The organism is Corynebacterium sp. HMSC05H05 (genome assembly GCF_001807265.1).
Taxonomy (GTDB): domain Bacteria; phylum Actinomycetota; class Actinomycetes; order Mycobacteriales; family Mycobacteriaceae; genus Corynebacterium.
In genome coordinates this window covers 1-6,331 of the sequence record NZ_KV788395.1, presented here as the reverse complement: position 1 = coordinate 6,331, position 6,331 = coordinate 1, and the positions used below count along the sequence as shown (strand labels likewise).

At 57.5% G+C, this 6,331-nt stretch carries 9 protein-coding genes and 2 pseudogenes; 5 read left to right on the top strand and 6 right to left on the bottom strand.

Features of this window, described 5'->3' with window-relative positions; genetic code table 11:
* The first annotated feature begins 70 nt into the window (after window positions 1-70).
* Entirely contained in the window at window positions 71-364 is a 294-nt protein-coding gene (locus tag HMPREF3151_RS06860; protein WP_070474818.1) for a ribbon-helix-helix protein, CopG family, read from the top strand.
* Here HMPREF3151_RS06860 and HMPREF3151_RS06855 read toward each other — a convergent pair.
* Window positions 361-1,401 (bottom strand): recombinase family protein, encoded by a 1,041-nt coding sequence (locus HMPREF3151_RS06855; RefSeq protein ID WP_246815226.1) that lies wholly within the window; start codon window positions 1,399-1,401, stop codon window positions 361-363. The genes HMPREF3151_RS06860 and HMPREF3151_RS06855 overlap by 4 nt on opposite strands.
* Before the next feature lie 325 nt (window positions 1,402-1,726).
* Here HMPREF3151_RS06855 and HMPREF3151_RS06850 point away from each other — a divergent pair, with 325 nt between their 5' ends.
* From HMPREF3151_RS06850 to HMPREF3151_RS06835, 4 genes are all read left to right on the top strand, one after another.
* On the top strand, window positions 1,727-2,272 hold the full coding sequence (locus HMPREF3151_RS06850; RefSeq protein WP_070474817.1) for a TetR/AcrR family transcriptional regulator: 546 nt from the start codon (window positions 1,727-1,729) through the stop codon (window positions 2,270-2,272).
* On the top strand, window positions 2,269-2,628 hold the full coding sequence (locus HMPREF3151_RS06845) for a DMT family transporter (protein ID WP_048733039.1): 360 nt from the start codon (window positions 2,269-2,271) through the stop codon (window positions 2,626-2,628). The genes HMPREF3151_RS06850 and HMPREF3151_RS06845 overlap by 4 nt, the downstream gene beginning before the upstream one ends.
* Window positions 2,625-2,954, top strand: coding sequence for a DMT family transporter (locus tag HMPREF3151_RS06840; RefSeq protein ID WP_003849969.1), 330 nt, complete (start codon window positions 2,625-2,627; stop codon window positions 2,952-2,954). The genes HMPREF3151_RS06845 and HMPREF3151_RS06840 overlap by 4 nt, the downstream gene beginning before the upstream one ends.
* Window positions 2,955-3,053: 99 nt before the next feature.
* Window positions 3,054-3,368: an NIPSNAP family protein gene (locus tag HMPREF3151_RS06835; protein ID WP_174232238.1), complete on the top strand. Its 315-nt coding sequence runs from the start codon at window positions 3,054-3,056 to the stop codon at window positions 3,366-3,368.
* A 996-nt stretch (window positions 3,369-4,364) separates the two neighbouring features.
* On the opposite strand, the gene HMPREF3151_RS11835 is transcribed toward HMPREF3151_RS06835, so the two are convergent.
* The 5 genes and pseudogenes from HMPREF3151_RS11835 to HMPREF3151_RS11575 all read right to left on the bottom strand — a co-directional run.
* Complete coding sequence (locus HMPREF3151_RS11835) at window positions 4,365-4,745, bottom strand: hypothetical protein (protein WP_141741357.1); 381 nt, start codon at window positions 4,743-4,745, stop codon at window positions 4,365-4,367.
* Window positions 4,746-4,937: 192 nt separating this feature from the next.
* Entirely contained in the window at window positions 4,938-5,003 is a 66-nt protein-coding gene (locus HMPREF3151_RS12180) for a helix-turn-helix domain-containing protein (RefSeq protein WP_246815227.1), read from the bottom strand.
* 23 nt (window positions 5,004-5,026) lie between these two features.
* On the bottom strand, window positions 5,027-5,161 hold the full coding sequence (locus HMPREF3151_RS12175; protein ID WP_246815225.1) for a recombinase family protein: 135 nt from the start codon (window positions 5,159-5,161) through the stop codon (window positions 5,027-5,029).
* Window positions 5,162-5,189: 28 nt separating this feature from the next.
* A pseudogene (locus HMPREF3151_RS12275) lies at window positions 5,190-5,498 on the bottom strand (type IIL restriction-modification enzyme MmeI); the annotation flags it as partial.
* Between the two features lie 274 nt (window positions 5,499-5,772).
* A pseudogene (locus HMPREF3151_RS11575) lies at window positions 5,773-6,331 on the bottom strand (replicase RepA); the annotation flags it as partial.

Genomic DNA, 6,331 nt, shown 5'->3' with positions numbered 1-6,331 from the left:
GGTCTTCCTACTGCCCCAACTTTGCAACAGCACCTTACCGCGAACGTCACGTCAGGCAAGGAGCGAAGTCATGGCTACACGGAAACAGAAACACTGGGTAGGACGCGGGCCGGTGATCTCCGTTCGCGTTGAACCTGAGTTAGCCGAACGCCTCGACGCACTCGCCGCACGCACTAGGCGAAGCCGGGGCACCTATCTCCGCATGGCGCTATGGGCCGCACTTCCACAACTCGAAAAGATTCACTGGGAACAAGTCGCTGCCGACTACGAGCGTCTCGCTATCAAAGATGCATTCGAGGAAATCACGCTCGGTTTTATGGAACAGGCACTCCAAGAAGATCGCGAGCGCGACAACAAAGACTAATCAGCTAGTGCTCGGTAGATCGTTGATCGGTGCACACCTAACCGGCGCGCTATTTCAGTCACGGCAACTCCCTCGGCTTTGAGCTGTCGGGCGTTGTCAATCTGCGCACGAGTCAGAGCTGGCTTCCGACCCTTGTAGACGCCGCGCTTTTTCGCCGCGGCGATCCCCTCTGCTTGACGCTCCCGAATAATCTCCCGCTCGAACTCCGCCAGCGATCCAAGAATGCCGAGCATCAGATCAGAACGCGGATCACTCCCCGCTCCAAACACCAACGACTCTTTGACAAACCGAACCTGCGCGCCTTTATCGACAACCGCATCAACAATGCGCCGCAGATCCACCACCGACCGGGCGAGCCTGTCAATGCTCGCCACAACGAGAACATCACCCGCACGGAGATAATCCAGGCAGGCATCGAGTCCCGGCCGGTCAGCGTGGCCTGCCGCCGACACTTTGTCCGTGAATTCTTTATCCGGCGTGCCGACCTCCCGGTAGATTTCCTCGGCCTGGCGGTCGAGTCGCTGCCCCTGGCTGGACACACGCATGTAGGAAACAGTTACCGAAGACTCTGACGCCTCCCCGCTCGTCTCGGCAGAAGCAGACCTCGTTTCCTTGTTGTCGAGTACCTCTGCCTGCTCTTCCAGCTCCACAAGTTTCGATGGGCGCTTTCCCCACGACTTCCCGGCGTCCCAGAGCAGGTTGCGAGTTTCTACTTCTTCTTCCCGTCCCCAGCCTCCAGTTTCCGGGAAGCGTTGTTCGCCTTCAAAGAATCGAACTATCGACTTCAGCTTGTGGGCGTGGACAACCTTCACCATCGCAGACGGCTCCCCCATTAGATCGAGGTACGTCGCACACTTGGACTTTCCCTGTCTGCGGTAGGCGTCACCGCCGTCCTCGATTACCCGCTCTCGTGGAACTTTCGTCTCGACATGCTTAGCGTCACCAGGCATGTAGTACGACTCGCGGATGCGCGCCTGCTTCGAGCCGAGCCGCACAATCTCCACAACCTGCTTTGGCCGACCGCTGGCTTCAAGCAAAGTTCCTAGCCGCTGAGACAAAATCAGACCTCCCCATGTGTCGCAATAGGGTTATAGACCTAATGCTACCCAGAGTTCGGGAGTTGAGTCGCGCAAGTTCGGGAGTTGAGTCGCGCGAGTTCGGGAGTTGAGTAGCGGAACCTGTGTCGCATTAGGGTCATTGGCCTGGAAAATATTCCCGAGTGAGTGCCTTCGACGCGAGAAAACCCCAGCGGAAACCGGCGCAATGTGTCGCACTCACACTGTCGCATTGAGGTGTACCCCAGGTGCCCCTACCAGCGCCCGCAGTTGAAGGCTTCACCTACCAAATGGTAAAGTTAGCTATATGCGAACCAGTCAGCGCTCCGAGATCCTGGAAGCTGCCCTCCGCGTCATGAACGCAGCGGAGGGTGGCGACATTACCCTTGACGCAGTGTCCCACGAGGCCGGGCTCACCAAACCGGGATTGCTATATCACTTCCGCAACCGCGACGTACTGCTCGCCGCGATCGTCGACCACGCTGCGGCCAACGTCGAGAACGACATGACTGCCACCCTTGGCAAGCCCCTCGAGAACGCCAACGCCACCGAGCGGCTCCTGAGCTACGTTCACGTCGCCGCCCACGGGGCCGCCAAGCGCGCCGAGTTCATCATCTGGGGCCAAGCGACGTATCGGCCCGAACTCACCGAACCGTGGACTACGCGGATGGGCCGCTGGCTCGAACTCCCGGACGATCTCGACGCCGCCACCCGAGCCAGGCTGACCACCGCCCGACTCGCCGCCGACGGACTCTGGGGCGCCCAGGCCACAGGTGTGTCCACCCTCCACGGCGCGGATCTCGAAGCCGTCGTCTCCAGCATTCGCTCCCTGATCGAAGGAACAACCCCATGAAGCAGTGGTTCCTGCTCGCTGGCGCCATCACTACCGAAGTGGCGGCGACGCTGTCTCTCAAGGCGGCGCTCAATCACCCATCCTGGTACATCGTGGTTGCTGCCGGATACATCGGCACTTTCGTCTTCCTCACCTTCTGCCTGCGCGAAGGAATGCAGATCGGCGTCGCCTATGGCATCTGGGGAGCCAGCGGGGTCGTGCTCGCCGCCGTGCTATCCGCCGCGATTTTCGGTGAACCTCTGACCGCTGTGATGGGTCTTGGAATGGTTGCGATCATCAGCGGTGTCCTCACCGTCGAACTCGGCTCCCAGAAAGCTCAGCAAACCGCAGCCCAGGAAGCAGGAGTCAACTCATGAGATGGATCTTCCTCGCAGGCGCCATCTTGTCCGAAGTCGTCGCGACCATGTCGCTACGAGCCTCCGACGGTGGCCGGGTGAAGAAATGGTTCATCGGCGTCATCGCGGGGTATCTCGTGGCGTTCGTCGCCTTAAGTCTCGCCTTGGCCGACGGCATGGCCCTTGGCGTCGCCTACGGCATCTGGGCAGCATCCGGCGTAGCTCTCACCGCGATCCTCGCCCGGGTCATCTTCCACGAACCCCTCACCCGAACCATGGCCCTCGGCATCCTCCTCATCGCCGTCGGAGTTCTCACCGTTGAACTCGGCGCCAACTTGGCGAACTGACGCATTTCCGCAGGTAAACCAGGCAGATTGGTGTGCTGCACCACGAGGCGCACAGACAAAGGCTCCCCAATGAGCGCCTGTGGGCCTAGCGTTGTGGATGTGATCACCTGTGTCGTCCACTACACCATCGACCCCGACCAGATCGCAGCCTTTGAACAGTTCGCCCGCGCTTGGATGCGGCATGTCGACGAACACGGCGGCACCCACCACGGGTACTACCTACCCGCGGAAGGTGTGAGTGACCGTGCGGAATCCCTGTTCAGCTTCCCCAGCCTGGCTGCCTACGAGCAGTACCGCACCTTGTTCGGCACCCACTCGGACTTCATCGCCGCTGACCGGATTCGAGACGAGTCCGAGTGCGTCCTGCGGTACGAGCGCACCTTCATGCGGCCGCTCCTACCCCAGGGACACTGAAAGGGACTCCGGCAGCACGCTCGGCACAACCCACAACGCCGCAGGTCAGCGCGTACAGATGGGTGTACCTATATCAAACATGCACATCCCAATGCTTCCCGTGGGTAGAGAGCTCTCGTCCGCCAGAAGCAACTGACCCCAAGCCCCCTGAGCACCTTAAAGCCTTTCGCTAGAACCCCTGCAGAGCAGCCCCTGAGCTATCCATCCACTCGATTGCCGCTCGATCAGGTTCAGTGCATTTTTACCGAATGCACACCCAAAGTGCAGACATTAAAGCAATATATTAAATCAATAAGAAGAGCGCATTATCAGTTGCGCGACCGGGCAGCTTTTAGAAGATTTTACGCCGGATGACTTTTCATCCTGCTTTTGTTCACTTTCACCCAAGAAAGGGATTTATGCCGCACGCCCAGACTCTTCAGCGCCGCTCAGGTCTCTCCCGATCTGCAGTTCGAGGAATCGCCTCGCTTAGCTTGATTCTTTGCATGATGGGCGCATCTCCAGGGGCAAACGCTACGACGATGCCCCTCTTCACTGATAATGTAAATGTCAAATCCCCCTATGCTTCAAAAACGGTTTTTGTCAAGTGTCCTGTGGAACGTATTCGCGATACAAATATCGTAGGAATCATTTCCGAAAGCGGGAGGACTAAAGCCATTGCTGTCGCGAAGGCAAACGCTCGGGTTTACTCGGAGTACGGCATAGGATATAGGCTTCACCACTGCACGGTGACGGGGGGGATCATCACGCTTTTAGGTGGTGTCCGATAGTGTGGTGTATCTGTAACTACCGGTGGGTGATCACGGCGAACATCATCGATGCCGGTGAAACCAGACCTGCTATTGACCAGCAGGAGACAGCATCAATCAGCATCGGTTCCTAACACGAGATAGTCCGTAAGGTCGCTACCCTGCTAGTTTTCTCGAAAGGGCAGATACACCACTTCCGCGGACTTGACCGGCTATTACAGTATTTAATGACACTGTGCCGTCAGGATCACTCCCCGTTAGAGCACTCACTCAGCATACTGAAGTAGGCTATTTTCCTTCTACGACTAAGTTCCCTAATCGTAGAGTAGATGGCTTCACCAATGTGCTCGATTTCTTCGTGGGTAGATGCGGCCATAAAAGAGACCTTGACTCTATTTAGGTTTAGCACTTCTGGATTTACGGGAGTACCGAAATCATCGATCCATTGACGTTCTAGATCAAATTCATCTACCGCAAGTGGGGTAGACTCTACGGTCGGTTCACCCACTAAGGGGATTTTAGATCGTATCGCCTTGACGACCTGCTCTGTAACATATTCCAAATCGTGGTCTGTCGCATAGAGGAAGACCTCTTCAGTCAGAGACATATATGAGCGTTTAGTCACCATGGACTCATCCTAGCTGGCGCCAGATACGGAATAGCGCCTCAGATCCTCTCCAAAAATACCTACCCTAGAGGGCCTGGTACCCCTTTTATTAGGGGACGCAGGATAGGGTTTTAGTCTTTCCCGGAGGAGTTGTAGCAGGTGGACCCCGGTAAGTGGGGGGTGCCGTGGATATAATCAGCTAAAAGCTGTAGTTCAACAGCTCCCCTCCGTCAAGTATTTATAGAGCGTAGTCCGCCCGATCCCGAGTCGGCGGGCCACCTCCGCTTTGGGCAAATCCACTGTCAAGCTTGAGCGACCTGGACATCGGTAAGCGCCTTCACCCGACCCTTGTACACCCCGCGTGCCTTCGCGTGGGCAATCCCCTCGGCCTGGCGCTCCTTAATGATAGAGCGCTCAAACTCCGCCACAGAACCCATCAAACCCAGCATGAGCTTTGCGATCGGATCAGCCTTCGCGGAATAGGTCGCAAGCGAAGACGCCGAGGGATTCGTAGAGCGCCTGCGGCAGCGAGCAAAGAAGTAAACCTGTTGCTTTGTGCCTTGCCCTAGCGACGAGGCGCGCACCGAGGACGCGGAGAGCAGGCACTAACGGCAGCGACCACCAAGGCGAGAACGGCAACAGATTGCTCGCAATAACCTGTGCTTCCAGTTGAGCAGCAGTGAAATAGGGACGGGACTCGCTCACAACCGAAGGAACACAGAGGTAGTCAAGTTCGGGCTGGCGTATTTCTCCGAACAGGTGCGGTGTTCTCGCAAGGTTGGCAGTACTCTAAGCAGCCCGCACGACACAGCCGGTGCAGTCTCGAACATTCTTTGCCCAGCGCGTTCGGCAAGTCGGTGTTAGTCTGCTGGCGACGCTGGGGTGGGTTCCTGCTCCGCAGGCGTCCGAAGACCCTGGGTTGAGCACTCCCCAAATCCCCCTGTAGCTCCCCGGGTCTTTCGCCTCCCAGAACTGCTTCAAGAAAACGATTCTTCTTCTCCACTGCCTCGCGGCAGGGGAACCGTATATTGCCTATGGTGTGAGACCCCTATACATCAGGCCATTCACCCTGTTCTTTCAGAGCTGCAACGTGTCTCGCAACAGTCGCGCGCGAGAGTCCTGTCTCAGCCTGGATCTCTCCCCACGTTGGTATCCGATCAGTTTCAATCCAGTACTCGTTTACAAATTGGCCCACTTTCTGCCGGTTGTTCGTCCCCTGTGCTTTCTTCTTCTTGTGGGTTTTTTTCATAACCGCTAGGCGACCTTGGGCGTACTCACCGTCTGGATCGGTTTTCCAGCGTTCTGCGGCTTTCTTTCCGCCCTTGCGGCCCATTGTGGCGAGGGCTTTACGTTCTGAGCTTGTCGCGCGTCCTGGGGCGGATGCGCTCGTGTATGAGCCGCTCTTGGATTGTGTGACATAGCCGCGCACGCGGCGGGCCATTGTTTGGCGGTCGCGCATGGGTGGCATTTCGTTGTCGCGTCCGTCAGCTCCGAAGCGCTGTGCGGTGTTGTAGGCGTGTTCGTAGGCGTCGATGATCGCTGCATCGGTCATGCGCTGTCCTGCTGCACGTAGCGAGGGTGTCAGGAAGTTTGTGTGTGAGGCTCTG

What these genes read in the sequence shown, in the direction of transcription:
- HMPREF3151_RS06845 (WP_048733039.1), top strand. Translation starts at nt 2,269, where the DNA reads ATGAAGCAGTGGTTCCTGCTCGCTGGCGCCATCACTACCGAAGTGGCG.
- HMPREF3151_RS06840 (WP_003849969.1), top strand. Translation starts at nt 2,625, where the DNA reads ATGAGATGGATCTTCCTCGCAGGCGCCATCTTGTCCGAAGTCGTCGCG.
- HMPREF3151_RS06850 (WP_070474817.1), top strand. Translation starts at nt 1,727, where the DNA reads ATGCGAACCAGTCAGCGCTCCGAGATCCTGGAAGCTGCCCTCCGCGTC.
- HMPREF3151_RS12175 (WP_246815225.1), bottom strand. Translation starts at nt 5,161, where the DNA reads ATGGGTTCTGTGGCGGAGTTTGAGCGCTCTATCATTAAGGAGCGCCAG.
- HMPREF3151_RS11835 (WP_141741357.1), bottom strand. Translation starts at nt 4,745, where the DNA reads ATGGTGACTAAACGCTCATATATGTCTCTGACTGAAGAGGTCTTCCTC.
- HMPREF3151_RS06860 (WP_070474818.1), top strand. Translation starts at nt 71, where the DNA reads ATGGCTACACGGAAACAGAAACACTGGGTAGGACGCGGGCCGGTGATC.